General features: G+C 71.4%; 23 protein-coding genes and 1 pseudogene. 16 read left to right on the top strand and 8 right to left on the bottom strand.

The features are described from left to right. Positions 1-168 precede the first annotated feature (168 nt). The 3 genes and pseudogenes from ACLIBK_RS11470 to ACLIBK_RS11480 form a co-directional block, all read left to right on the top strand. Positions 169-993 (top strand): NAD kinase, encoded by an 825-nt coding sequence (locus ACLIBK_RS11470; protein WP_415387383.1) that lies wholly within the window; start codon positions 169-171, stop codon positions 991-993. A 65-nt stretch (positions 994-1058) separates the two neighbouring features. Further along, positions 1059-1811, top strand: coding sequence for a trehalose-phosphatase (gene otsB / locus ACLIBK_RS11475; protein WP_415387384.1), 753 nt, complete (start codon positions 1059-1061; stop codon positions 1809-1811). 136 nt (positions 1812-1947) lie between these two features. Next, a pseudogene (locus ACLIBK_RS11480) lies at positions 1948-3321 on the top strand (alpha,alpha-trehalose-phosphate synthase (UDP-forming)); the annotation flags it as partial. A 26-nt stretch (positions 3322-3347) separates the two neighbouring features. Here the strand turns inward: ACLIBK_RS11480 and aat are convergent. Further along, positions 3348-4025: a leucyl/phenylalanyl-tRNA--protein transferase gene (gene aat / locus ACLIBK_RS11485; RefSeq protein ID WP_415387385.1), complete on the bottom strand. Its 678-nt coding sequence runs from the start codon at positions 4023-4025 to the stop codon at positions 3348-3350. Between the two features lie 90 nt (positions 4026-4115). Between aat and ACLIBK_RS11490 the strand changes: the two genes are divergently transcribed. Beyond that, positions 4116-4403, top strand: coding sequence for a putative quinol monooxygenase (locus ACLIBK_RS11490; protein ID WP_415387386.1), 288 nt, complete (start codon positions 4116-4118; stop codon positions 4401-4403). A 46-nt stretch (positions 4404-4449) separates the two neighbouring features. Here ACLIBK_RS11490 and accC read toward each other — a convergent pair whose 3' ends face one another. The 3 genes from accC to aroQ are packed head-to-tail and all read right to left on the bottom strand — an operon-like array spanning position 4450 to position 6757. Then, complete coding sequence (accC, locus tag ACLIBK_RS11495; protein WP_415387387.1) at positions 4450-5802, bottom strand: acetyl-CoA carboxylase biotin carboxylase subunit; 1353 nt, start codon at positions 5800-5802, stop codon at positions 4450-4452. 11 nt (positions 5803-5813) lie between these two features. Then, positions 5814-6275 (bottom strand): acetyl-CoA carboxylase biotin carboxyl carrier protein, encoded by a 462-nt coding sequence (gene accB, locus ACLIBK_RS11500; RefSeq protein WP_415387388.1) that lies wholly within the window; start codon positions 6273-6275, stop codon positions 5814-5816. Continuing rightward, positions 6272-6757: a type II 3-dehydroquinate dehydratase gene (gene aroQ / locus ACLIBK_RS11505; RefSeq protein ID WP_415387389.1), complete on the bottom strand. Its 486-nt coding sequence runs from the start codon at positions 6755-6757 to the stop codon at positions 6272-6274. Before aroQ ends, accB begins: the two co-directional genes overlap by 4 nt. A 127-nt stretch (positions 6758-6884) precedes the next feature. Here aroQ and thiS point away from each other — a divergent pair, with 127 nt between their 5' ends. Together thiS and ACLIBK_RS11515 are read left to right on the top strand one after the other, a co-directional pair. Continuing rightward, positions 6885-7118 (top strand): sulfur carrier protein ThiS, encoded by a 234-nt coding sequence (gene thiS, locus ACLIBK_RS11510; RefSeq protein WP_415387390.1) that lies wholly within the window; start codon positions 6885-6887, stop codon positions 7116-7118. 9 nt (positions 7119-7127) lie between these two features. Continuing rightward, the gene (locus ACLIBK_RS11515) at positions 7128-7919 is read left to right on the top strand and encodes a thiazole synthase (protein WP_415387391.1); all 792 of its coding nucleotides are present in this window, start codon (positions 7128-7130) and stop codon (positions 7917-7919) included. Between the two features lie 81 nt (positions 7920-8000). On the opposite strand, the gene ACLIBK_RS11520 is transcribed toward ACLIBK_RS11515, so the two are convergent. Both ACLIBK_RS11520 and ACLIBK_RS11525 read right to left on the bottom strand, forming a co-directional pair. Next, a complete protein-coding gene (locus ACLIBK_RS11520) occupies positions 8001-8915 on the bottom strand; it encodes a glycosyl transferase family 90 (RefSeq protein WP_415387392.1) in 915 nt (304 codons plus the stop codon). After that, entirely contained in the window at positions 8912-10504 is a 1593-nt protein-coding gene (locus tag ACLIBK_RS11525; RefSeq protein WP_415387393.1) for a hypothetical protein, read from the bottom strand. Before ACLIBK_RS11525 ends, ACLIBK_RS11520 begins: the two co-directional genes overlap by 4 nt. A 532-nt stretch (positions 10505-11036) precedes the next feature. On the opposite strand from ACLIBK_RS11525, the gene ACLIBK_RS11530 reads away from it, so the two are divergent. Together ACLIBK_RS11530 and ACLIBK_RS11535 are read left to right on the top strand one after the other, a co-directional pair. Further along, positions 11037-12167: a type III PLP-dependent enzyme gene (locus tag ACLIBK_RS11530; RefSeq protein ID WP_415387394.1), complete on the top strand. Its 1131-nt coding sequence runs from the start codon at positions 11037-11039 to the stop codon at positions 12165-12167. Positions 12168-12286: 119 nt separating this feature from the next. Next, the gene (locus ACLIBK_RS11535; protein WP_415387395.1) at positions 12287-12751 is read left to right on the top strand and encodes an Lrp/AsnC family transcriptional regulator; all 465 of its coding nucleotides are present in this window, start codon (positions 12287-12289) and stop codon (positions 12749-12751) included. Between the two features lie 24 nt (positions 12752-12775). Here the strand turns inward: ACLIBK_RS11535 and ACLIBK_RS11540 are convergent, their stop codons facing one another. Then, entirely contained in the window at positions 12776-14380 is a 1605-nt protein-coding gene (locus tag ACLIBK_RS11540; RefSeq protein ID WP_415387396.1) for an ABC transporter substrate-binding protein, read from the bottom strand. A gap of 112 nt (positions 14381-14492) precedes the next feature. On the opposite strand from ACLIBK_RS11540, the gene ACLIBK_RS11545 reads away from it, so the two are divergent. From ACLIBK_RS11545 to ACLIBK_RS11580, 8 genes are all read left to right on the top strand, one after another. After that, positions 14493-16070 carry an ABC transporter substrate-binding protein gene (locus tag ACLIBK_RS11545; protein ID WP_415387397.1) on the top strand — a complete coding sequence of 526 codons (1578 nt, stop codon included), beginning with the start codon at positions 14493-14495 and terminating at the stop codon, positions 16068-16070. 13 nt (positions 16071-16083) lie between these two features. Then, positions 16084-17058, top strand: coding sequence for an ABC transporter permease (locus tag ACLIBK_RS11550; protein ID WP_415387398.1), 975 nt, complete (start codon positions 16084-16086; stop codon positions 17056-17058). After that, on the top strand, positions 17055-17996 hold the full coding sequence (locus tag ACLIBK_RS11555; RefSeq protein WP_415387399.1) for an ABC transporter permease: 942 nt from the start codon (positions 17055-17057) through the stop codon (positions 17994-17996). Before ACLIBK_RS11550 ends, ACLIBK_RS11555 begins: the two co-directional genes overlap by 4 nt. Continuing rightward, the gene (locus ACLIBK_RS11560; RefSeq protein WP_415387400.1) at positions 17993-19018 is read left to right on the top strand and encodes an ABC transporter ATP-binding protein; all 1026 of its coding nucleotides are present in this window, start codon (positions 17993-17995) and stop codon (positions 19016-19018) included. The genes ACLIBK_RS11555 and ACLIBK_RS11560 overlap by 4 nt, the downstream gene beginning before the upstream one ends. Then, entirely contained in the window at positions 19015-20079 is a 1065-nt protein-coding gene (locus tag ACLIBK_RS11565; RefSeq protein WP_415387401.1) for an ABC transporter ATP-binding protein, read from the top strand. The genes ACLIBK_RS11560 and ACLIBK_RS11565 overlap by 4 nt, the downstream gene beginning before the upstream one ends. Further along, positions 20076-20207: a hypothetical protein gene (locus tag ACLIBK_RS11570; protein ID WP_415387402.1), complete on the top strand. Its 132-nt coding sequence runs from the start codon at positions 20076-20078 to the stop codon at positions 20205-20207. Before ACLIBK_RS11565 ends, ACLIBK_RS11570 begins: the two co-directional genes overlap by 4 nt. Next, a complete protein-coding gene (gene puuE / locus ACLIBK_RS11575; RefSeq protein WP_415387403.1) occupies positions 20204-21133 on the top strand; it encodes an allantoinase PuuE in 930 nt (309 codons plus the stop codon). The genes ACLIBK_RS11570 and puuE overlap by 4 nt, the downstream gene beginning before the upstream one ends. A 313-nt stretch (positions 21134-21446) precedes the next feature. Beyond that, a complete protein-coding gene (locus ACLIBK_RS11580) occupies positions 21447-23060 on the top strand; it encodes a 2-isopropylmalate synthase (protein WP_415387404.1) in 1614 nt (537 codons plus the stop codon). 91 nt (positions 23061-23151) lie between these two features. On the opposite strand, the gene ACLIBK_RS11585 is transcribed toward ACLIBK_RS11580, so the two are convergent. Next, positions 23152-23394: a hypothetical protein gene (locus ACLIBK_RS11585; RefSeq protein ID WP_415387405.1), complete on the bottom strand. Its 243-nt coding sequence runs from the start codon at positions 23392-23394 to the stop codon at positions 23152-23154. Positions 23395-23437 lie beyond the last annotated feature (43 nt).

Below are 23437 nucleotides of genomic sequence, written 5' to 3' on the forward strand. Positions count from 1 at the left end.
GCCGGCGATGCTCCGGTGTGCCGCTTGCCCTTCCGGGCGGTGCGGGGCTCTATGCGGGCGATGGTCACGCCAGGTATCGCCCAGTTCCCGGAGGGTTCGCGCCGATGAGGGTCGCCTTCCCGCAGCGGGGTCGGTGTCGCGCCCGTGCTTTCCGGGGCGGTGGCCGGCATGAGTGACGCTCCCCTGGCGGCGGAAGCCGCGGCGCCCACCGCGTCGCTGCCCGCCGACTTCGCCAGCCGCATCTGCTTCCTTTGCGCGGGAACCGAGAAGGCCCGCGCCGCGCGGGGCCGTTTCCTGTCGGCCTATGGCGGCGTGGAGCCGGAGGAGGCGGCCGTGGTGGTCGCCCTGGGCGGCGACGGCTGCATGCTGGAAACCCAGCACCGCGTGCTCGGCCGCAACCTGCCCGTCTACGGCATGAATGCCGGCAGCGTCGGCTTCCTGATGAACGAGTTCCGCGAGGAAGGGCTGATCGAGCGCCTCGCGGTGGCGCAGGCTGCCGTGCTGCACCCGCTGCGCATGCACGCCTGGATGGCCGATGGCGGCTGCGTCGAGGGGCTGGCGATCAACGAGGTGTCGCTGCTGCGGGAATCGCGGCAGGTGGCCAAGATCCGCATCACCGTGGACGGCAAGGTGCGGCTGGCGGAGCTGTCCTGCGACGGCGTGCTGGTCTCCACCCCCGCCGGCAGCACCGCCTACAACCTGTCGGCGCACGGGCCGATCGTGCCGCTGGGGGCCAACCTGCTGCCGCTGACGCCGATCAGCGCCTTTCGGCCGCGGCGCTGGCGCGGCGCTCTGCTGCCCGGCGAGGCGCAGGTGACCTTCGACATCCTGGAGCCCGAGAAGCGCCCGGTCTCCGCCGTGGCGGACTACACCGAGGCGCGCGACGTCCGCCGGGTGGAAGTGCACGAGGACCGCACCGTGCGGCTGACCATGCTGTTCGACCCCGACCACGGGCTGAGCGAGCGCATCATCGCCGAACAGTTCACGGTCTGATCAGTTTTGCGCAACGATCGGCCCGCCGCGGACTTCCCGGGGATGCCGTTTTCCGGGTTGCTGCCGTGAACCAACCGACCGACCTCCCCGCCGGCCCGATGCCGCCCTTGCCGGGCCGCAACGCCGCCCTGTTCCTGGACATGGACGGCACGCTGATCGAGATCGCGCCGCGCCCCGACCTCGTGGTGGTGCCGCCGACGCTGCCGGGAACCCTGGCCCAGTTGCTGGCCGGGCTGAACGGCGCCGTGGCCGTGGTGACCGGACGCGGGCTGGAGGTGCTGCGCGCCATGCTGCCGGTGCCGGGCCTGTCCGCCGCCACCGAGCATGGGGCGCGCTTCGACCCGGATGACGGCGGCTCGCCCCCCTTGCCCGTGCCGCCGCCACGCTGGCGGGACGCGGCCGACCGTTTCGCCGCCGCGCATCCCGGCACCCTGGCCGAGCACAAGCACCACGGGCTGGTGCTGCATTTCCGTCTGGCACCCGAGGCCGAGACGGCGGCGCGGCACCTGGTGGAGGAGCTGGCGGCGGAACAGCCCGATGATTTCCGCGTGGTGCCTGCCCATGCGGCGTTGGAACTGCGGCCGCGCTTCGCGGACAAGGGCCGGGCGGTGCATCGGCTGATGCAGCGGGCGGCGTTTGCCGGGCGCGTCCCCATCTTCATCGGCGACGACGTGACGGACGAGGACGGCATCACCGCCGCCTACGCGCTGGGCGGGCTGGGCTACCGCATGCCCGAGGATTTCGGCGGCCAGCCCGCCATCCTGCGCGACTGGCTGGCGCGCTTCGCCGCCGAGCTGGGGCAGGAGCGGGGGGCATGACGGCGCGGGCTGGCGGGGCAGGGGCGGTGCCGCCGGCCGGTTCGTGGGCGGAAGGGGTGCCATCGCGTCGGCGAGGCGGAACCGCGCGGAACGGGCTGACGGGGTGTTCGGCGGCGACCGAGAAGGAGGCAAGGGCGTGGGCCGTCTAGTTGTCGTGTCGAACCGGGTCGCGGTTCCCAAGCGGCTCGACCCCCCGGCGGCGGGTGGCCTGGCGGTGGCGCTGGCCGAAGCCTTTCGCGCCCGCGGCGGGCTCTGGTTCGGCTGGAGCGGCCAGGTGGTGAGCGAGCCACCCGAGGGCGTGAAGACGGCGCGCCGCGCCGGCGTGGACTACGCGGTGTTCGACCTGTCCGACGACGCCTATCGCGGCTTCTACGTGGGCCATGCCAACGGCGTGCTGTGGCCCTTGTTCCATTTCCGCCTGGGCCTGCTGACCTATGACCGCGGCCAGGCGCGGGTGTACCGGGAGGTGAACCGGGAGTTCGCCCGGCGCCTGCTGCCGCTGCTGCGGCCGGACGACACGATCTGGGTGCACGACTACCAGCTGATGCCGCTGGGGGCGGAGCTGCGCGCGCTGGGGGCGCAGCAGCGCATCGGGTATTTCCACCACATCCCCTTTCCGCCCTGGGCGATTTTCTCGGCGCTGCCGGACGCGGATGCGCTGCTGGGCGACCTGCTGTCCTATGACCTCGTGGGCGTGCAGTCGCGCCGCGACCTGCAGGGGCTGCTGGACTGCATGAACCAGGGCACCGGGATGCAGGTCCCCACCGACGAGACCATCCGCTTCCGCGGCCGCGAAACCCGCCTGCAGGCCCATGCCATCGGCATCGCGACCCAGGAATTCGCCGAACTGGCGCAACGCTCGGCCAGGGGCAACGAGACGCGCCGGCTGGTGGACAGCCTCGGCGGCCGGGCGCTGGTGATCGGCGTGGAGCGGCTGGACTACACCAAGGGCCTGCCGGAGCGGCTGCAGGGCTTCCGGGCCCTGCTGGAGAACTACCCGGAGCACCGCAGCCGCGTGACCTATCTCCAGGTCGCCGCGCGTTCCCGCGACGAGGTGGAGAGTTATCGCGACCTCCGGCGCGAGATCGACCGCCTCGCCGGCACCATCAACGGCGACTATGCCGACCCCGACTGGACCCCCGTGCGCTACGTCGCCCGCGCCCTGTCGCGCGACTGCTTGGCCGGCTTCTACCGGGTGGCCAAGGTCGGGCTGGTGACGCCGCTGCGGGACGGGATGAACCTCGTCGCCAAGGAATACGTCGCGGCCCAGGACCCGGAGGATCCCGGCGTCTTGGTGCTCTCCCGCTTCGCCGGCGCGGCGGAAAGCATGCCGGAAGCGCTGCAGGTGAACCCGCTCGACGCCGAGGGCATGGCGGCGGCGCTGGATGCCGGGCTGCGCATGCCGCTGGAGGAGCGGCGCGAGCGCCACGCGGCGCTGTTCCGCCGCCTGGAGCAGAACACCGTGGGGGAATGGGCCAGGGGCTTCCTGCAGGCGCTGGAGAACGGCCCAGCCGCGGCGCCGGAACCGCCGGCGGATCAGCCGGACGGAGTGTCCGCCCCGGTGCGCAAGGCGCGCAAGCCGGCTTCCAAGGCAGGGCGCGGTGGCGTCGGGTCCCAGACCGCCCGGACGGCGAGGGCCGTGGCGAGACGCGCCTTGTAGTCGGCCTGCGGGATCTCGATGGCGCCGAAGCGGGCGAGGTGCTCGGTCAGGAACTGGGTGTCGAGCAGGGTGAACCCGCCTGACCGCAGCCGGGCCACGAGATGCGCCAGCGCGACCTTGGACGCGTCGGTTTCGCGCGAGAACATACTTTCGCCGAAAAAGGCACCGCCCAGCCGCACGCCGTAAAGGCCGCCCACCAGCCGGCCCTCGTGCCAGGTTTCCACGGAATGGGCATGGCCCATCGCGTGCAGCGCGTTGAACAGGGCTTCCACCTCCGGGTTGATCCAGGAATCCTCGCGGCCGGGCGCGGGGGCGGCGCAGCCCGCCACCACCGCCGCGAAGTCGCGGTCGGCGGTGACTTCGAAACGGTCCGACAGCAGGGTGCGCAGCAGCCGGCGCGGCAGGTGGAAGCCTTCCAGCGGCAGGATGCCCCGGCGCTGCGGGTCCAGCCAGAACAGCCGGGAGGAGCGCCGGCTCTCGGCCATGGGGAAGAGCCCGGCGGCATAAGCCCGCAAAACGAGGTCGGGGGTGATCGCGACGCTGCGGCGGCTCATTGCCCGGATGATGCCATGCCTTGGCCGCACATGCATCCGATGCTGCGCCGGCGCCGTAATGGCTCGTCGGGCTATTCGAAGGGAAACCGGATGGAGATCGTGGTGTTGGGGCATGCGCGCCTGCAGCCCTGGGGCGATGCCGCCTTCCGCGGCATCCTGGACGAGTTCCTGCCCCTGGTCCGGCTGCAGCCGGGGTGCCAGGCCTTCGACGTCTTCTTCGGCGGGGAGGACCCCCGCGACGTGGCGATCATCGAGCGCTGGACCGACGAGGATGCGCTGGCAGCCAACCTCGCCGCCCCCCACACCACCCTGTTCCTGGACCTGATCGCCCCCTGGATCGAGGGCGCCGACACGCCGGAGCGGGCCAGGGCCGCCTGAGGGGCTGCCCGGTCCGGCGAGGCGGTGGTCCGACCCGCCGCGGCTCCTAGCGGTTCTCTTCCTGGCGGGCGACGAAGCGTTCCAGCCAGTGGATGTTGTAGTCGCCGGCCTGGAACTCGGGATCGGCCATGATGCGGTGGTGCAGGGGGATCGTGGTGTTGATCCCGGCCACCACCATCTCGTCCAGGGCGCGCCGGGCGCGGGCGATGGCCTCGGCCCGGTTGGCGCCGTGCACGATCAGCTTGCCCACCAGGCTGTCGTAGTGCGGCGGCACCGCGTAGCCGGCGTAGAGGGCGCTATCCACCCGCACGCCCAGCCCGCCCGGCGCGTGGTAGGTGGTCACCCGGCCCGGTGAGGGGGCGAAGGTCAGCGGGTCCTCGGCGGTGATGCGGCACTCGATGGCGTGGCCGTTGAAGCGCACGTCGTCCTGCGTGTAGCCGAGCCGTTCGCCGGCCGCGACGCGGAGCTGTTCCCGCACCAGGTCCACGCCGCAGACCATCTCGGTCACGGGGTGCTCGACCTGCAGGCGGGTGTTCATCTCGATAAAGGCGAACTGCTCGTCCTGGTACAGGAATTCCAGCGTGCCGGCATTGCGGTAGCCCAGCTGCTTCAGGGCCGCCGTCACCGTGGCGCCCAGGGCGTCGCGCTGCGCGGGGCTGAGGACGGGGCTGCCCGCCTCCTCCACCAGCTTCTGGTGGCGGCGCTGCAGGGAACAGTCCCGCTCGCCGAAATGCACCACGTTGCCGTGGCCGTCGGCCATCACCTGCAGCTCGATGTGCCGCGGGCGATCGAGGTACTTCTCCATGTAGACGCTGTCGTCGCCGAAGGCGGCCTTGGCCTCCGTGCGGGCGACCCGCCAGGCTTCCTCCAGCTCGCTCTCGTCCTGGGCCACCTTCATGCCGCGCCCGCCGCCGCCGGCCGCCGCCTTGATGAGGACGGGGTACTTGATGCTGTCCGCGACCTCGCGCGCTTCTTCCAGCGAGGCCAGGGCGCCGGGAGAGCCGGGCACCAGCGGCACGCCGAGGCGGCGCATCGCGTCCTTGGCGGCGATCTTGTCGCCCATCATGCGGATATGGTCGGGGGAGGGGCCGATGAAGGTCAGGCCGTGCGCCTCCACCATCTCGGCGAAGCGGGCATTCTCGCTCAGGAAGCCGTAGCCGGGGTGGATCGCCTCGGCGCCGGTGATGGTGGCGGCCGAGAGGATGGCGGCGACGTTGAGGTAGCTGTCCCGCGCCGAGGGCGGGCCGATGCAGACGCTCTCGTCGGCCAGGCGGACATGCATGGCGGTGGCGTCGGCAGTGGAATGCACGGCCACCGTGCGGATGCCCATTTCCTGGCAGGCGCGGTGGATGCGCAGCGCGATCTCGCCGCGGTTGGCGATCAGCACCTTGGTGAACATCGGGGTGCGCCCTACTCGATCACCACCAGCGGTTCGCCGTATTCCACGGGGGTGCCGGTTTCCACCAGGATGCGGGTGACGGTGCCGGCCTTGGGCGCCTTGATCTGGTTGAAGGTCTTCATCGCCTCGATCAGCAGCAGGGTCTGGCCGGCGACGACCTTCTGGCCCTGGGTGATGAAGGGGGCGGCGGTGGGTTCGGGCGACAGGTAGGCCACGCCCACCATGGGCGAGGTCACCGCCCCGGCATGGGTCGGCTCCGCCGCCGGCGCGGCCGGGGGGGCGGCGAGGGCGGCCGGGGCGGGAGCGGGGGCCGGCGCCACGGCGGCCTGGATCGCCACCGGCGCGGCGGTCACGGTGCGCGCCACGCGGATGCGGCTGTCCTTCTCGACCAGCTCGATCTCGCTCAGGTCGGTTTCGCGCAGGATCTTCGCCAGGGCCCGGATGGCGTCGGAGTCAAAGGTAAGGCCGGTCATTCATCGTCATCCATGTCGTCCGGTCCGGCGCCGGTTGCCGCGCCCCCCACCAGCCCAGCCATGGCCCGCAGCGCCAGGGCGTAGCCGGCGGGACCCAGCCCGCAGATCACGCCCGTGGCCGCGCGGGACACGTAGGACAGGTGGCGGAAGGCTTCCCGCCGGTGGATATTGGTCAGGTGCACCTCGACCACGGGCAGGTCCGCTGCCAGCAGCGCGTCCATCAGCGCGATCGAGGTGTGCGAATAGCCCGCCGGGTTGATCACGATCCCCGCCGCCCGGCCCCGGCATTCCTGCACCCAGGAGATCAGCTCGCCCTCGACGTTGGTCTGGCGGAAGTCGATCGCCAAGTCCAAGGCCTCGGCCACCTCGGCGCAGAGCGTCTCGATGTCGTCCAGCGTGTCCGCGCCGTACAGGGCGGGCTCGCGGGTGCCGAGCAGGTTCAGGTTGGGGCCGTTGAACACGGCGATCAGGGGAGGGGACACGGCGGGGGTTCTCGAGCCAGTGGCGGGGGCTAGCAGGGTGCGCGAGGCGCGTCCAGCGTCGGCGGTGCCGGCGGCACATGCCGGGCCGGCGCCGGTGGCGCTTGTTCGGGGGCCCGCGCTGCGCCACATGGCGGCCATGTCGGACACGCTGCCGGGCCTCGTCGCCCTCACGGTCAACGGACAGGCGCGCGAGGTCGAGCCCGGGGCCACCGTGGTCACCCTGCTGGCGGCGCTGGGCCTGGACCGGCGCAAGGTCGCGGTGGAGCGCAACGAGGAGATCGTGCCGCGCTCCGCCTACGCGGACACTGCGCTCGCCGCGGGCGACGCGATCGAGATCGTGCACTTCATCGGCGGGGGCTGAGAGAACACCATGGACACGCATCTGCCGCAGGATGAGGGCTGGGAGGTCGCGGGCCGCCGCTTCCGCTCCCGGCTGGTGGTGGGAACCGGGCGCTACAAGTCGCTGGAGGAAACCGCCGCGGCGATCGAGGCCTCGGGCGCCGAGATGGTCACGGTGGCGGTGCGGCGGGTGAACCTGTCCGATCCCGGCGCGCCGATGCTGCAGGATTTCGTCCCCCCCGACCGCTACACCTACCTGCCCAACACCGCCGGCTGCCACACCGCCAAGGACGCCGTCCGCACCCTGCGCCTGGCGCGGGAAGCGGGGGGCTGGAACCTGGTGAAGCTGGAGGTGCTGGGGCCGCCGCCCTTCCTGTACCCGGACATGCCCGCCACCTTCGAGGCCGCCGAGGCGCTGATCCGCGACGGCTTCGAGGTGATGGTGTACTGCGCCGACGACCCGCTGGCGACGAAGCGGCTGGAGGAGATGGGCTGCGTCGCGATCATGCCGCTGGGGGCGCCGATCGGCTCCGGGCTGGGGGTGTGCAACCCCTTCATGATCCGCACCATCAAGGCACAGGCCGGGGTTCCCGTGCTGGTGGATGCGGGGATCGGCACGGCCTCCGACGCCGCGCTGGCGATGGAGCTGGGCTGCGACGCGGTGCTGCTGAACAGCGCCATCGCCCATGCTGGGGATCCCGTCCGCATGGCGCGGGCGATGAAGGCTGCCGTGGAAGCCGGGCGCGACGCCTTTCTGGCCGGCCGCATGCCCCGGATCGCCGCCGCCGACCCCTCCTCCCCGATGGAGGGCCTGATCCGCTGAAGCCGGCCGGGGCGGCGGGGCGGCCCGCCCGTCCCGGATGTTGTCGGTTTCAGGCGTTTCCCGGGTGTGGCGCCACCCGGCTCAGGTGACCAGGGTGCAGTCCCGGACGGCCGCCCGGGCCAGGGCGCAGGCATCCTCGAAGGAATGCGACAGGGCGAGTTGCTGTCCCCGCCGCCCGATCGCCTCCGCCTCGACGGGGTGAGAAAAGCACCAGTCCAGCTTTTCCAGCAGGTCGGACAGGTCCGCCCGCACGGGCACCACGTGCTCCCAGGGGCGCAGCCAGCGGTAGAACCACTGCTCGAAGGGGCTGGCGACCTTGAGGATGCAGGAGCCCATCAGCAGCTTGTCGAACAGGCTCCAGGCATTCGCCACGCCGTCGATGTCGAGCTGATAGCGGTAGCGGGCGTGCTGTAGCATGGGCACGCCGCGGCGCAGGATGCCCCATTCCGTGAAGCGCGGGATCACCGTTTCGGCGGGCCAGATCGGGGCCCAGTCCCCCGTCATCGCGGCATCGGTGCGCGGCACCCCGTGCAGCAGGCGGCACAGCCGCACGCGCAGCACCTGTTCCAGCCGGTCGATGGCGACGCCGTCATCCCCGACCCGCCGCGTGGTCGGCGAGCCGCGCCAGAACAGGCGGTCCTCGCGGTCCTGCCAGGGCGGCAGGGCACCGGCGGCGGCGGCCTGCCGGGTGGCGTCGTAGCCGCGGCTGCCGAAGAAATACGTGTCGGGAACCAGCCGCACGGCCGGGAACTCGCCGCGCCACTTGCCGTAGGCCAGCGAAGGAGCGTCGTGGGAGGCGAAGTCCTCGTACTGGAACAGGAAGGTGCCGTCCGGCGGCAGCGGCGCGGTGCGGCCGGCCAGCAGCGCCTCCAGCATCCGCATCGTGGGCACCGTGCGGGAACTGCGGCCCCGGGCGCCCGACAGGAGCGTGAAGCGCAGGCCTCCCTCCTGCGACACCACCCCCATGGTGGCTTCGGCGGCGAGGCGCCGGGTCATGCGCCGCTCCGCCGCCCCAGCCGGGCGACCACGAACGGAGGAAACGCCAGCAGGCTTCCGGCGGTGCCGTCGAGGGCTCGCTGCAACCGCTCCATGGTTCCGTCCGGGTCGGTGCGGGTCACCAGGACGGAGTGGGCCAAGCAGGGGCGGGGCGCGGCGGCCGTGCCCTGCGACAGGACATCGCCGAGCGGGACACTGTTCCAGGCCACCACCAGATCCGCCGGGATGGCGAGTCCGTCCAGCAACTGCAGGGCCGCAGCAGCGCCGCCTTCCCACAGGAGCAGCCGCGGGTCCGGGGCGGCCGCGGGCAGCGCGTCGGCCACGGCGAGCACCACCTCGGCGGCCTCGCACAGGGGCAGGGCGGCCGCGAGCGCTTCGCCCTGCGAGCCGAGCAGCAGCAGGGCGAGGCGCGGGGCGCGCGGATCGGCGAGCTGCCGCAGCGCTGCCGGCACCGTGCGGGTCCGCTCCGGGGGGAGGAGGGCCGGCGTGGGCGGGGCGGGCACCGGGGCCGGTATCGGTGCGGGGGGCCGGCAGCCGGCAGCCAGCAGGACGTCGAACATGCTCGCCGCCGAAGCGTCCCGATCGGGACCGCTGCGGGCCGGGTAGATCTGCACGGATTGCAGAGCGATCCCCAGGCGCCGCGGGTCGGTCGGTCCGGAAGGGTCAGGCGTGAGGAAGCCCTCAAAGGCGAAATCGATCGGCACGACACGCTCGCTGCTGCGCGCCGTGAGGGTGAGGGGCAGGTCGACCACCGCGGCATGCTGCGATCCCGCCGGCCAGATGAAGGTGCCGACCGGCGCGCCGCGGATGCTGGCCCGCAGGGTGAAGGGGGTCTTCGCGACCATGCCCGACAGCCGGCAGCAGAGCGGGCCTTCGGCATCGGGGGGCAGCGGCACGGCGAGGGTGGCGTGGTCGCCGTCGCTCCAGACCAGCTTGACCTCCTGGTAGCTCCAGCCGCGGCCGAGGATCAGGGAGCCGGGATGGCCGCGGCCGATCCGGCGCGGCTCGCCCAGGCGCAGCTCCAGCAGCGCGTTGAGTTCCTCGCCCCCCGGTCCCCCGAGGTCGCGCAGCGCGGCCATGCTGCGGGCATAGCCGAGGCCGGGTTCGGGCGCCGGCACCGGGGCGGGCAGGGAGGGCTGCGGGAGGCCCAACTGGGACAGCAGCGTCGCCAGGGCGTCGCCGGGGGCGAAGTGCAGGTCCTCCAGGCTGATCTGTGGGAATTCCCGCAGCATCTGGTCGAGGAACTCGGCGAAGCGGCGGCGCAGCGCCATGACTGGGTCGGGAAAGGCGCCCTGCTCGATCACCAGTTCCCACAGCGTCACGGCCGTGGTGCGGAGATACAGGATGTCGAAGGCGCCGGGGTTTTCGCGATGCGCGGCCAGCCAGGCCGTCCCATGCGCGCCGGTCACGACCAGCCGCGTGCCGGCTTCCCCCGGTGCGGCGCGGCGAAGCAGGTCGGGGCCGGCGCGGCCGCTGGCGTCCAGCAGCATCACGCCCGTGCCGCGCAACCGGTCGCCGGCTGCCAGGAGCGAGATCAGCTGCGCCGCGCCTTGGGGTTCCAGCGCGAGCACCACCACCGTTCTCGTCAAGGGGAACTCCGACGCGGAAAGGAAGCCGGGGCCAGCGCGGGCCGGCCATGCGCGGAAGCCCGGAAGCGCTCCCTGCGGGCTGCCGTCGATGGTGCCAGCGCCCGCCTACCCTGTCCACGCCGCCCCCGGGTTCCGGCAGGGCCGCGGCACCGTGCGGCCATCCGGACTCGCGCCCGGCGCGCCAGATGCGGCCGAGGTGAGCTCCCGGCCGGAAAAGGGCCGGTAGGCCCCCTGTTTGGCAGGCGATTCGAGCCCATGACCCCGTGTTAACCATTGCTGGTTCCGGCCCATCGCTGGTTCTTGCGGAAAAAAGACCGGTTGGGGGCCACAACGCCCTTGTGTTGCCGAAGTCCTGGGGCTATCTGCCCGTCCGCAACGCGATACGCACGTGCCTCTGGCCCTGGGTGGTTAGGCAACGACGTCAAGCGTGCTGGCACCGCTTGGTCGCTGGTTCGTTCGACCGTTCGTCAACACTGACAGGGCCGACCTCTCGGATCGGCGGTTCTGTCGCATCTTCGAGGGTGGCACACACATGACCCCCAAGATCGCCGCTTTCCTGCGCGACGCCGAGCCGGCGACGCCTTGCCTGGTCCTGGACGTGGATCGGGTGGAGGAGAACTACCGGCGGCTGACCGCGGCCCTGCCGCTGGCACAGATCTACTACGCCGTGAAGGCCAACCCGGCCGCCCCGATCCTGGGCCGGCTGGTGGGGCTCGGCTCCTCCTTCGATGCGGCCTCCTTCGAGGAGGTCACCGCTTGTCTTGAGGCCGGCGCGGCACCGGAGCGGATCTCCTTCGGCAACACCGTGAAGAAGGAGCGCGCCATCCAGGCCGCCTTCGCGCGCGGCGTGCGCATGTTCGCCTTCGACAGCGAGGGGGAGCTGGAGAAGCTGGCCCGCTCCGCCCCCGGTGCGCGCGTGTATTGCCGCATCCTGGTGGGCAATGACGGCGCCGAATGGCCGCTCAGCCGCAAGTTCGGCTGCGAGGTCGAGATGGCGAAGCAGCTGATGGTGCGCGCGGGCGAGCTCGGGCTCGACCCCTTCGGCCTGAGCTTCCATGTCGGCTCGCAGCAGGTGAAGACCACCGCCTACGAGGCGGCGATCGCCAAGGTCGGTCTGCTGTTCACCGACCTGCGCAGCGCGGGCGTGAACGTGCGCATGGTCAACCTCGGCGGCGGCTACCCGGTGCGCTACCGCTCGGAAGTGCCGGAGATCGGCAAGTTCGGCGACGCCATCATGGGCGCCATGGTCAAGGCTTTCGGCAACGCGCTGCCGGAGCTGGTGATCGAGCCGGGCCGCTTCATCGTCGGCGACGCCGGGGTGGTGTCGAGCGAGGTCGTGCTGGTGTCCCGCAAGTCCGCCGAGGACCCGGTGCGCTGGGTCTACCTCGACATCGGGCGCTTCGGCGGCCTGGCGGAAACCGAGGGCGAGGCGATCAAGTACGTGTTCCGCACGCCGCATGACGGCGGGGAGGACGGGCCGGTGACCATCGCGGGGCCGACCTGCGACAGCACCGACACGCTGTACGAGAAGAGCAACTACCGCCTGCCGCTGGCGCTCGACGCCGGCGACCGGGTGGAGCTGGAGGCCACGGGCGCCTACGTGACCACCTATGCCAGCCAGCGCTTCAACGGCTTCGCGCCGCTGGCCGAGCACTACGTCTGATCGACGGCGGAGCGGGGCTGCGGCCCCGCTCCGACCGAAGACCAAAACGGCCCGGCATGCTCTGCGTGCCGGGCCGTTTGCCTTTCCGTGATGGGGAAGGGGAGGCTAGGCTGCACGGCATGGACGAGATCGACCGCAACATCCTCATTGCCCTCCAGCAGGACGGGGCGGCGGGACTGGCGGACCTCGCCAAGGTCGCGGGGCTGTCGGTGTCGGCCACGGCCGAGCGGGTGAAGCGTCTGGAAGAGCGGGGCACGATCCGCGGCTGGCGCGCCGACCTGGACCCGGCCGCGGTGGGCTGCCCGCTGGTGGGTTGGGCGCTGGTGTCGCTGCGGCCCGGGCAGGATGACGAGGCCTTCCGCGACGCCATGCTGCGCGCCGAGGCGGTGCTGGAATGCCACGCCATCACCGGCGCCTGGTCCTTCATGGTGAAGCTGCGGCTGCCGGACCTGCCCGCGCTGGAACGCTTCGTGGCCGGGCAGATCGGTGCGCTGCCGGGGGTGGAGCGCACGCAAACGGTGGTGGCCATGGCCACGGTCAAGGAAACCTCGATCCTGCCGGTGGCGGATGCGGACGAGGAGTAGGAACTCCCCGCCCGCCGTCGCAGCTCAGGTGTTGCCCGGCTTGATGTCCATGGCGCGGGTCCGCTCGTCCATGCGCGGGTCGTGCTGCAGCCCGCGCCGCACGGCCCAGGTGTTGACCAGCTGGAACAGCGGGATGATCGCCACGTCGTCCATCGCCATCTTCACCGCCTCGCGCAGCAACTCCTCGCGGCGGCCGTCATCCAGCGTCGTGACCGCGCGCTCCGTCAGCGAGTCCAGGGCCGGGTTGGAATAGCGGCCCATGTTGTTGGCCCCCGTTCGCGCCTGCTGGCTGTAGGTGTTGAGGATGTTGACCAGCGCGTAGGAGGCCTCCCCCGTGGCGCTGCCCCAGCCGACCAGCCGCATGCCGAATTCCTGCCGGTTGGAACGGACGGAGAAGCTAGCCCAGGGCAGCGCCTCCACCTGCGTCTGCACGCCGGCGCGGGTCCACATCTGCGCCACCGCCTGGGCGGTGCGGGCATCGTTGGGGTAGCGGTCGTTGGGCGTGTGCAGGGTCATGCGGAAGCCCTGCGGGAAGCCGGCCTCGGCCAGCAGGCGGCGGGCGCCCTCGATGTCCTGGCGCGGCGGCGTCACGGCGGGGTTGAAGGAATAGGAGCCGGGCGGCAGCCATTGGCCGTTGGGCTGCGCGGTGCCCTCCATCACCCGCTCGGCCAGCGCCTCGCGGCTGATGGCCAGGCTCAGCGCCCGGCGCACGCGAAGGTCGTTGAAGGGGTTCTGCGCCAGCGGGCGTCCGGCATTGTCGGTGACGAAGATCGGGTCGGCGGTGCGGGAGCGGTCGGGGGCCATGTAGATCACGCGCAGCCCCTGGATCTGGCTCAGCGTGACCCGGCCCTCGTTGCGCAGCTGCGGGATGTCGGAGGCCGGCACGGTGTCGATGATGTCCACGTCGCCCGACAGGATCGCCGCGGTGCGCGCGGGCGGCGAGGAGATGACGCGGTAGTCGACGCGTTCCCAGGACGGCCGCCCGGACCAGTGGCCGTCGTTGCGCGCCAGCTGGGTGCGGCTGCCGGGCAGGTATGACACGAAGCGGTAGGGGCCGGTGCCGATCGCCGCCTTGCCGCTGTTGTAGTCTTCCGTGGTCGCACCCTCGCCGACGTGGCGGGAAATGACGCCGACGGAAGCGAGGTCGGTGGGCATCATCGGGTAGGGGCCGGCGGTATGGAGCCGTACCGTGAGCGGGTCCACCACCTCCACGCGCTGGATGCCGCGCACGAAGGCGCCGAAGCCGCCGGGGCTGTTGGGCACGTCGGGGGTGCGGGCCACGGTGAACACCACGTCGTCGGCGGTGAAGTCGCGCCCGTCATGCCACTTCACGCCCGGCCGCAGCTTGAACTCCCACACCGTGTCGGATACCGCACGCCAGGACTGCGCGAGCTGCGGCACGAGCTGCGCCCGCGCGTCGAACTCCACCAGCTTGTCGAAGATGTGCGCGGTGATGCTGTTATTGGGGGAAGCGTTGTAGAAATGCGGGTCCAGCGAGGTGATCGACCCGCCGATGGCGATGGTCAGGGTCTGGGCCCCGGCCGGCGTGGCGGCTAGTGCGGCCGCCGCCAGGGCGGCGGCGTTCAGGGCAGCCCGCGGCAGGGGAAGCGTCCATCGAAGGGTCGGCATGGGAGGTCCCGGTCTCCGTTGCATGGGTGCCAAGCGCGATGCTGGCGGCTTGGCATGGTGGCTGCTAGACTGCGGAACACAAGGGGCTGCGAGCTATCCGAGGACTCAGATCATGAGCAAGACGAGCGCCATGGCCGCGGCCCTGGTCGCGTTTTCGGCATTGGCGGGCTCCGCTGGCGCGCAAACGCTCAACCTCGCGGTGGGGGCGCCGGTCACCTCCCTCGACCCGCACTACCACGCGCTGTCGCCGAACTACGCCGTGGCCGACATGCTGTTCGACAGCCTGACCAGCTTCGACGCCCGCGGCCGGCTGATCCCCCGCCTGGCGGAAAGCTGGCGGCCGGTCTCGGAAGACACCTGGGAGTTCAAGCTGCGGCCCGGCGTGCGCTTCCACAACGGCAGCGCCCTCACCGCCGAGGACGTGGCCTTCACGGTGGAGCGCGTGCCGACGGTGCCCAACAGCCCGTCCACCTACGGCATCTACACGCGCGCCATCCGCAGCGTGGAGGTGGTGGACCCCGTGACGGTGCGCATGCGCACGGACGGGCCCTATCCGCTGCTGCCCACCGATCTCGCGCAGATCGAGATGCTGGACCGCGAAACGCACAGCGGCGCCAGCACGGACGACTTCAACAGCACCAAGGTGGCGATCGGCACCGGGCCGTTCCGCGTGGTGTCCTATCGCAGCGGCGACCGCATCGAGTACGCCCGCAACGACGAGTATTTCGGCGACCGTCCGGCCTGGTCGCGCGTCAACTACCGCATGATCACCAACGATGCCGGCCGCACCGCGGCGCTGCTGGCGGGCGACGTGGACTTCATCGACCAGGTGCCCACCAGCGACATCGAGCGGATGCGCCGCGAAGGCCGGGTGCAGCTGAGCGAGGCGGACGGGCTGCGGCTGATCTTCCTGTTCCTGGACCACGGGCGCGAGGGATCCTCGCCCTTCGTCACCGGTCCCGACGGCCAGCCGCTGCCGCGCAACCCGCTGAAGGACCTGCGCGTCCGGCAGGCGCTGAGCATGGCGATCGACCGCCCCGCCATCACCGGCCGCGTCATGGAAGGGGCGGCCGCACCCACCGGGCAGTTCCTGTCGCCCGGCCTGTACTCCTTCGTGCCCGGGCTGGAGCCGCCGGCCGTGGACCTCGACCGTGCCAGGCGCCTGCTGGCCGAGGCCGGCTACCCGCAGGGCTTCCGCATCACGCTGCACGGCCCCAACGACCGCTACATGAACGACGCCCGCATCATCCAGGCGATCGGCCAGATGTGGACCCGCATCGGCGTGCGCACCCAGGTGGAGGCGCAGCCCTGGGCCGCCTACATCGCCCGCGCCGGGCGGCACGACTACAGCGCGGGGCTGGTGGGCTGGGGCATCTCCTCGGCCGAGGCGACATCGCCGCTGCGCTCGCTGCTGGCGACCATCACGCCGGCCCGGGGCTGGGGCGGTTCCAACCGCGGCGCCTACAGCAACCCGGCGCTGGACGCCAAGCTGAGCGAGGCCCTGCGCACGCTGGACGACGGGCAGCGGGAGCGGGTGCTGCAGGACGCCACGCGCATGGCGGTCGACGATGTCGGGATCATCCCGATCCATATCCAGAAGAACATCTGGGCGATGCGCCGCGGGCTGCGCCACGACGCGCGGGCCGACGAGCTGACGCGGGCGCAGGACGTGCGCCCGGTCGCGCCCTGATCCCGGAGGCGGAATGACGGTCTACCTGCTGCGTCGCCTGATCCAGGCGGCGCTGGTGATGCTGGCGATGTCGGTGATCGTGTTCGTCGGCGTCTACGCCATCGGCGACCCGGTGGAGATCCTGATCTCGCCCGACGCCGACCAGGCGGAGCGCGCCCGCGCCGTGGCCGCGCTGGGCCTGGACCAGCCGCTGTGGTGGCAGTACCTGGCCTTCCTGGGCAACGCGCTGCGCGGCGACCTCGGCCGTTCCTTCGTCTTCAACGAGCCGGCGCTGCAGCTGATCCTGCAGCGCATGCCGGCGACGCTGGAGCTCGCGCTGGGCGCCACCTTCCTAGCGTTGCTGGTGGGCGTGCCGCTGGGCCTCTACGCCGGGCTGCGGCCGAAGTCGCCGATCTCGTCCGGCATCATGGCGGGCTCCATCCTGGGCTTCTCGCTGCCGACCTTCTGGGTCGGGCTGATGCTGATCATGGTGTTCGCCGTGCAACTGGGCTGGCTGCCCTCCACCGGGCGCGGCGAGACGGTCACGGTGCTGGGGATGCGCTGGAGCTTCCTGACGCGCGACGGTTTGGCGCATATGGCGATGCCGGCGCTGAACCTGGCGCTGTTCAAGATCTCGCTCGTGGTGCGGCTGACCCGGGCCGGCGTGCGTGAAACCATGCTGATGGACTTCGTGAAGTTCGCCCGCGCCAAGGGGCTGACGCCGCGGCGCGTGGTGATGGTGCACGTGTTCAAGAACATCCTGATCCCCGTGGTCACCGTGGTGGGGCTGGAGCTGGGCTCCACCATCGCCTTCTCGGTGGTGACGGAAAGCGTCTTCGCCTGGCCGGGCATGGGCAAGCTGATCATCGACAGCATCAACGTGCTGGATCGCCCCGTGATCGTGGCCTACCTGATGATCATCGTGATGATGTTCATCGTCATCAATCTCGTCGTGGACCTGATGTACTCGATGCTGGATCCGCGCGTGCGGCTGGAAGGCAAGGCATGAGCGCTACCACCGCCGGGCCGAAGCCCGGCTCCGGCGCGCCTGCCGCGCCGCGCGTGGCCAAGGTGGAAACGCCGTTGCAGCGTTTCCTGCGCGACTTCGCCGCCTCCAAGCTGGCGATGCTGGGGCTGGTGGTGTTTGCCACGCTGGCGCTGCTGGCGATCCTGGCGCCGCTGATCGCGCCGCAGAACCCCTACGACCTCGCCCAGCTCGACATCATGGACGGGCGGCTGGAGCCGGGTTCGCGCAACGGCGATGACACCATGACCTTCTGGCTCGGCACGGACGACCAGGGGCGCGACATGCTGTCGGGCATTCTCTACGGGCTGCGCATCAGCCTGATGGTAGGTGCGGGCTCCGCCATCTGTGCGGCGCTGATCGGTGCCAGCCTGGGCATGTTGGCGGCCTATGCGGGCGGGCGCACCGACACGCTGATCATGCGGCTGGTGGACCTGCAGCTGTCCTTTCCGTCCATCCTGGCGGCGCTGATGATCCTGGCCTTCCTGGGCAAGGGCATCACCAACGTGGTGCTGGCGCTGATCATCGTGGAATGGGCCTACTACGCCCGCACGGTGCGCGGCTCGGCCCTGGTGGAGCGGCGGCGCGAGTACATCGAGGCGGCGCAGTGCCTGGCCCTGCCGACGCACCGCATCATCTTCCGCCACCTGCTGCCCAACTGCCTGCCGCCGCTGATCGTCATCGGCACCATGCAGGTGGCGCGCGCCATCGCGCTGGAAGCGACGCTGAGCTTCCTGGGCCTGGGCGTGCCGATCACTGAGCCCTCGCTGGGGCTGCTGATCGCCAACGGCTACGAGTACATGCTTTCAGGCAAGTACTGGATTTCCTTCTATCCCGGGATCGCGCTGCTGATCACCATCGTGTCCATCAACCTCGTCGGCGACCACCTGCGCGACGTGCTGAACCCGAGGCTGCAGAAGTGAGCGGCACCCGCAAGGAAGACCCGGTTCCCGCCTCCGCCGCGCCGCCGACGTTGGAGGTGCGGCACCTGCAGACGCATTTCTTCACCCGCGCCGGCGTGGTGAAGGCGGTGGACGATGTCAGCTTCACCGTGGGCCGCGGCAAGGTGCTGGGGCTGGTGGGGGAATCCGGCTCGGGCAAGACCGTGACCGGCTTCTCCATCATGGGGCTGGTGGACGAGCCCGGGCGGATCGTCGGCGGGCAGATCCTGTACCAGGGGCGCGACCTGGCGAAGCTGTCCGAGGAGGAGATGCGGCAGCTGCGGGGAAACCGCATCGCCATGATCTTCCAGGACCCGATGATGACGCTGAACCCGGTTCTGCGCATCGACACCCAGATGATCGAGACCGTGCAGGCGCACGAGAAGGTGTCGCGCGAGGAGGCGCGGCAGCGGGCGCGCGACACGCTGGGCATGGTGGGCATCCCCAGCCCGGACGAGCGGCTGATGAGCTACCCGCACCAGTTCTCCGGCGGCATGCGGCAGCGCGTGGCCATCGCCATCGCCCTGCTGCACCGCCCCGAGCTGATCGTGGCGGACGAGCCCACCACCGCGCTGGACGTCACCATCCAGGGGCAGATCCTGGCGGAAGTGCAGAAGCTCGCAGCCACCACCGGCACTTCGCTGATCTGGATCACCCACGACCTGTCGGTGGTGGCCGGCCTCGCGGACGACATCGCCGTGATGTATGCCGGCCGCGTGGTGGAGTTCGGCGATGTCGGCGACGTGCTGGACGCGCCGCTGCACCCCTATACCGTGGGCCTGCTGGGCTCCGTGCCGTCGCGCAACCGGCGTGGCGAGCCGCTGCGGCAGATCCCGGGCATGACGCCCTCCCTGCTCAACCTGCCGGTGGGCTGCCCTTTCCGCTCGCGCTGCCCCCGCGCCCAGGACAAGTGCCGTGAGTACCCGCTGATGGACGAGAAACGCCCGAAGCAATGGGCGCGCTGCTTCTTTCCCCATCTCGAGAGCGCCGAGGCCGCGGCATGAGCGCCACCCTGGAACGGCAGAGGGCCAACAAGGCGCAGGCCCTGGGCACGCCGATGGTGGAGCTGCGCGCCGTGTCGCGCCGCTTCTCCAAGTCGCTGGACTTCGCGGGCAAGATCGCCAAGCGCCTGGGCGCCCCGATCCGCGAGGAGGTGGTGCACGCCGTGGACCACGTCGACCTCACCGTCCGCAAGGGCGAGGTGGTCGGGCTGGTGGGCGAATCCGGCTGCGGCAAGTCCACGCTGGGCCGCATGGTCGCGGGCATCCTGCCGCAGAGCGAGGGCGAGATCCTGTGGCGCGGGGTGGATCGCGCGACGCTCTCGGGTGCCGAGGCGCGGGAAGCCAAGCTGCAGGCGCAGATGATCTTCCAGGACCCGATGTCCTCCCTGAACCCGCGCCTGCGGGTGAGCGACATCGTGGGCGAGGCGCCGCTGGTGCACGGCATGGTGCGGCGCCGCGACCTGGACAACTACGTGGACGAGCAGATGCGCCGCGCCGGGCTGGACCCGGCCTTCAAGCGCCGCTACCCGCACCAGTTCTCCGGCGGGCAGCGGCAGCGCATCGGCATCGCACGCGCCCTGGCGGTGCAACCGCAGTTCCTGGTCTGCGACGAATCCGTGGCCGCCCTGGACGTGTCAATCCAGGCGCAGGTGCTGAACCTGTTCATGCGTCTGCGGCAGGAGCTGGACCTCACCTACCTGTTCATCTCGCACGACCTGAGCGTGGTGGAGCACCTGAGCGACCGGGTGGTGATCATGTATCTCGGCCGGGTGGTGGAGGAAGCGCCGGCGGCGGAGGTCTTCGCCCGCGCCAACCACCCCTACACCCAGTCGCTGCTGGCGGCGGTGCCCAAGATCGAGGCGCGCAAGAAGGCCTTCAACACGGTGAAGGGCGAGATCCCCTCGCCGCTGAACCCGCCCAAGGGCTGCCACTTCCACCCGCGCTGCCCGCATGCCTTCGACCGTTGCCGCGTCGAGGTGCCGGCGCTGAAGGAGATCGCCCCCGGGCATCGCTCCCGCTGCCACCTCAACGACGAGCCGGGCCGCGCCGGGATGCCGGCGTGAGGATCGTCGCGCGGCTGCTGCCCGTGCTGCTGATCGCCCTGGCCCTGGCGGGCTGCGAGCGGGAAGGGGGCCTGCGCGGCGGCTATGTCGGCGGCGGCGCCGGCCTGTCCACCCGGGGCGCGCCGTGAGTGGGTCGGTGCTGGGCGCAGGCAGCGCCTATCCGCGCGACCTGCTGGGCTACGGGCCCAACCCGCCGGACGCCCGCTGGCCCAATGGCGCCCGGGTCGCGCTGAGCTTCGTGCTCAACTACGAGGAGGGCGGCGAGAACACCGTCCTCAACGGCGACCCGATCAGCGAGGCCTACCTGCACGAGGTTCCCGGCGGCCAGCCCCGCCGCGGCATGCGGGACGAGAGCACGGAATCGCAGTTCGACTACGGCGCGCGGGTCGGCGTGTGGCGGGTGCTGCGGCTGTTTGCCGAGCGCGGGCTGCGACTGACGGTGTACGGCGTCGGCCGGGCGCTGGAACTGAACCCGGTGGCGGCGCGTGCCTTTGCCGAAGCCGGGCACGAGGTGGCCTGCCACGGCTACCGCTGGATCAACTACGCCGAGGTGGACGAGGCCACCGAGCGCGAGCACATCGCCCGCAACGTGGCCGCGGTGGAGAGCACGGTCGGGGTCCGGCCGGTGGGCTGGTACACCGGCCGCATCAGCGCCAACACCCGCCGCCTGGTGGCCGAGCATGGCGGCTTCCTCTACGATTCCGACGCCTACGACGACGACCTGCCGCATTACGTGCCGGTGAACGGGAAGCCGCAGCTCGTGGTGCCTTATACGCTCGACAACAACGACATGAAGTTCGCCGTGCCGCCGGGCTTCGGCACCACGGACGCCTTCACGGCCTACCTGCGGGACTCCCTGGACTTCCTGCGGGAAGAGGGGCGGACCACCCCGCGCATGATGAATGTCGGGCTGCATTGCCGCCTTGTGGGCCGGCCGGCGCGGGCCGCGGCCCTGGCGCGCTTCCTGGACCACGTGGTGGCCTGCCCGGATGTCTGGGTCTGCACGCGCGAGCAGATCGCCCGCCACTGGTGGGCGGAGCACCCGCCGGGCTGAACCTGCCCGCCGGGCCGGGCTGGGCTGAACCGTCACCGGGCCGGGCTGCGGCGCCGGGAAATCCGGCGTTGCGGCCCCGCCGCGTCGCTGCTATCGGTGGCCGCATGTTCGCGCGCGGCCCCTCCGCTGCTTGCCTGACGGCCCTTCCGGGCCTCGGCGACGCGCGCCTCCTCCTCCTCCTTCGACTTACCGGCCCCTGGGCGTAAACCCGGCGCGAGTGCCGGCCACGCTCAGGGGAAGCTGAGGCCCCGCGCGCGTCCGGCGCGCGGTGGCCCACCCGTTCCCACGGCCCGATCCAGTCGAGAAGCGAACCATGCCCATCCAGCACCCCTCCTTCGGCACCCTGGCCGACGACCGCGTCATCATCTTCGACACCACCCTGCGCGACGGCGAGCAGTCGCCCGGCTTTTCCATGAACCTGGAAGAGAAGCTGCGCATGGCCGAGGCCCTGGCCGAGCTGGGCGCCGACGTGCTGGAAGCCGGCTTCCCCATCGCCTCCCCGGGCGATTTCGACAGCGTCCGCTCCATCGCCGACCGTTTCAGCAAGGACGGGCCGGTGATCTGCGGCCTGGCCCGTTCCGCCCCGCAGGACATCCTGCGCGCGGCCGAGGCGGTGAAGTCTGCCGCCCGCCCGCGCATCCACACCTTCCTGTCCACCAGCCCGCTGCACATGCGGGTCAAGCTGCGGATGAGCCCGGACGAGGTGCTGCAGGCCGTGGCGGACAGCGTGGCCCTGGCGCGCAACCACGTGGCCGACGTGGAATGGTCGGCCGAGGATGGCAGCCGCACCGACCCGGACTTCCTGTGCCGCTGCGTGGAGGCCGCCATCAAGGCCGGCGCCACCACCATCAACGTCCCCGACACGGTGGGCTACGCCCTGCCCGAGGACCTGGCGCGCATCTTCACCATGCTGCGCGAGCGGGTGCCGGGGGCGGATGGGGTGGTCTTCTCCACCCACAACCACAATGACCTCGGCCTGGCCGTGGCCAATACGCTGGCGGCGATCCGCGCCGGGGCGCGGCAGGTGGAATGCACCATCAACGGCATCGGCGAGCGCGCCGGCAATGCCAGCCTGGAGGAGGTGGCCATGGCGCTGCGCACCCGCCAGGACACGGTGGGCATGCGCTCCGGCGTGGTGACGCCCAATATCCTGCGCACCTCGCGGCTGCTGGCCACGATCACCGGCTTCGACGTGCAGCCCAACAAGGCCATCGTCGGGCGCAACGCCTTCGCCCATGAATCCGGCATCCACCAGGACGGCATGCTGAAGGATCGCGGCACCTACGAGATCATGACGCCCGAGAGCGTCGGCTGGACCAACTCCTCGCTGGTGATGGGCAAGCATTCCGGCCGGGCGGCGTTCCGCGACAAGCTGAAGGCGCTGGGCTACGAGGTCGGCGACAACCAGCTGAACGACGCCTTCCGCCGCTTCAAGGACATCGCGGACCGCAAGAAGGTGGTCTACGACGAGGACATCGTCGCCCTGGTGGACGACGAGATCCTGCGCACCCATGACCGCATCAAGCTGACCGGGCTGACGGTGGCCAGCGGCCTGCACACCCGCCCGATGGCCACGCTGAAGCTGGAGATCGACGGCGAGGAGCAGGAAGGGATGGCGGTGGGCGACGGCGCCGTGGACGCCACCTTCAACGCCCTGCGCGCGGCCTTCCCGCACGAGGCCGGGCTGCGCCTCTACGCCGTGCAGTCCGTGACCGGCGGCACCGACGCCCAGGCCCGCGTCACCGTGCGTCTGGAGGAAGGCGGCAAGCTGGTGGACGGCCAGGGCTCGGACACCGACACCATCATCGCCTCGGCCCGCGCCTACGTGCACGCGCTGAACAAGCTGCTGGTGAAGCGCGAGCGCACCGCCCCGGCGGACTACGCCCCGGCCACGCAGGCCAGCGGGGCGCACAGCTCGGCCGCCTGAAACGGAAAAAGGGCCCGCCGTGGTCGGCGGGCCCTTTTCCAGGCCGTCACCTCGCCCCGGCGCGCGGCGCCAGGGGCTCAGTGCCGGGAGATCAGCGCCAGATGGGGCGGCCCAGGTTGACGTCGCGGCCGCTGGTCAGCGCACCGCCGGCCGCACCGGCCGCGCCGCCAATCAGGGCGCCCGTGCCGGCATTGCCGCCGGTGATGGCCGCGACGCCGGCGCCCGCACCGGCGCCCAGCAGGCCGCCGGACACCGCCCGGTCCCCGGTGCTGTAGCCGCAGGCGCTGAGCCCGAGGCCAGCGATGGCGAGGAGGGCGAGGGTGGTCTTGCGCACGGTGTCTTCTCCTGGGTCCAAAGGGTTACGGCCTGTATGTCCG

The organism is Roseomonas sp. BN140053 (genome assembly GCF_047690175.1).
GTDB lineage: Bacteria > Pseudomonadota > Alphaproteobacteria > Acetobacterales > Acetobacteraceae > Roseomonas.

Bases quoted from the DNA above. Each gene is read 5' to 3' on its own strand.
- ACLIBK_RS11520 (WP_415387392.1), bottom strand. From the start codon at position 8,915: ATGACCCGGCGCCTCGCCGCCGAAGCCACCATGGGGGTGGTGTCGCAG.
- ACLIBK_RS11540 (WP_415387396.1), bottom strand. From the start codon at position 14,380: ATGCCGACCCTTCGATGGACGCTTCCCCTGCCGCGGGCTGCCCTGAAC.
- ACLIBK_RS11545 (WP_415387397.1), top strand. From the start codon at position 14,493: ATGAGCAAGACGAGCGCCATGGCCGCGGCCCTGGTCGCGTTTTCGGCA.
- ACLIBK_RS11470 (WP_415387383.1), top strand. From the start codon at position 169: ATGAGTGACGCTCCCCTGGCGGCGGAAGCCGCGGCGCCCACCGCGTCG.
- aat (WP_415387385.1), bottom strand. From the start codon at position 4,025: ATGAGCCGCCGCAGCGTCGCGATCACCCCCGACCTCGTTTTGCGGGCT.
- ACLIBK_RS11515 (WP_415387391.1), top strand. From the start codon at position 7,128: ATGGACACGCATCTGCCGCAGGATGAGGGCTGGGAGGTCGCGGGCCGC.
- ACLIBK_RS11565 (WP_415387401.1), top strand. From the start codon at position 19,015: ATGAGCGCCACCCTGGAACGGCAGAGGGCCAACAAGGCGCAGGCCCTG.
- ACLIBK_RS11550 (WP_415387398.1), top strand. From the start codon at position 16,084: ATGACGGTCTACCTGCTGCGTCGCCTGATCCAGGCGGCGCTGGTGATG.
- accB (WP_415387388.1), bottom strand. From the start codon at position 6,275: ATGACCGGCCTTACCTTTGACTCCGACGCCATCCGGGCCCTGGCGAAG.
- thiS (WP_415387390.1), top strand. From the start codon at position 6,885: ATGGCGGCCATGTCGGACACGCTGCCGGGCCTCGTCGCCCTCACGGTC.
- ACLIBK_RS11530 (WP_415387394.1), top strand. From the start codon at position 11,037: ATGACCCCCAAGATCGCCGCTTTCCTGCGCGACGCCGAGCCGGCGACG.
- ACLIBK_RS11580 (WP_415387404.1), top strand. From the start codon at position 21,447: ATGCCCATCCAGCACCCCTCCTTCGGCACCCTGGCCGACGACCGCGTC.
- ACLIBK_RS11535 (WP_415387395.1), top strand. From the start codon at position 12,287: ATGGACGAGATCGACCGCAACATCCTCATTGCCCTCCAGCAGGACGGG.
- accC (WP_415387387.1), bottom strand. From the start codon at position 5,802: ATGTTCACCAAGGTGCTGATCGCCAACCGCGGCGAGATCGCGCTGCGC.
- ACLIBK_RS11490 (WP_415387386.1), top strand. From the start codon at position 4,116: ATGGAGATCGTGGTGTTGGGGCATGCGCGCCTGCAGCCCTGGGGCGAT.
- ACLIBK_RS11555 (WP_415387399.1), top strand. From the start codon at position 17,055: ATGAGCGCTACCACCGCCGGGCCGAAGCCCGGCTCCGGCGCGCCTGCC.